Genomic DNA, 817 nt, shown 5'->3' on the forward strand with positions numbered 1-817 from the left:
CCTACCGCTTCATCGTGGAGTCTATCTCCCGCGAGCGCACGTTCGGCCGGAGCGACCTGCGCATAGGTGGCCGTGGCCGCGCGGCGGTGCTCGACGCCCCGTACGCGCCGATCATGAGCTTCGGCAACGAGTTTGGCCGCACGGCTGAACAGCTCATGAACGACATCCTGACCGACAACGGCGTGCCGCTGGGCTGGGACGTGGAGTGGAACCCGGACGACTGGAACGTGCCTGCGGGCGTGTTCAGCCACCAGGGCAGCTACATCACCGCGCTGAACCAGGTGGCCGGGTCGATCTCGGCGTACCTGCAGCCCCACAACACCGACGAGGTGCTGCGGGTCCTGTCGCGCTACCCCGTGGCGCCGTGGGACTGGGCGGGCGTCACACCCGACTTCGAGCTGCCATCGGCGGTGATGAGCCGCGAGAGCATCGAGTGGCGCGACAAGGCCCGCTACAACCGGGTGTACGTCATGGGCCAGCAGGTTGGGGTCAACGGCCGCGTGACGCGAGAAGGCACCGCTGGCGACTACCTGGCGCCCACCATCATCGACCCGCTGATCACCGAGGCGGTGGCCGCGCGCCAGCGGGGTATCGCCGTGCTGTCCGACACAGGCCGCATCGCCACAGTGGGCCTGCGCCTGCCGGTGCTCGCTGAGACCGGGATCATCGCCCCGGGCAGCTTCGTGCGCTACTTGGATGGGGGCATCGAGCGCATCGGTCTCACGCGCAGCGTGCAGGTCGAAGTTGGGCTGCCGTCTATCTGGCAAACCTTGGGGGTGGAAACACATGTCGAACCTGTTTAGCCGGTTCCAGAAGC

Annotated in this window: 1 protein-coding gene; it reads left to right on the forward strand. The window is 67.6% G+C overall.

Features of this window, described 5'->3' with window-relative positions; all coding sequences use genetic code 11:
• Positions 1–803 (forward strand): hypothetical protein (locus I6F47_RS20410; protein WP_197184472.1); only part of this gene is annotated, 803 nt, incomplete at its 5' end.
• Between the last annotated feature and the right edge of the window lie 14 nt (positions 804–817).

The organism is Pseudoalteromonas sp. NZS37 (genome assembly GCF_015864265.1).
GTDB classification, from domain to species: Bacteria; Pseudomonadota; Gammaproteobacteria; order Enterobacterales; family Alteromonadaceae; genus Pseudoalteromonas; species Pseudoalteromonas arctica.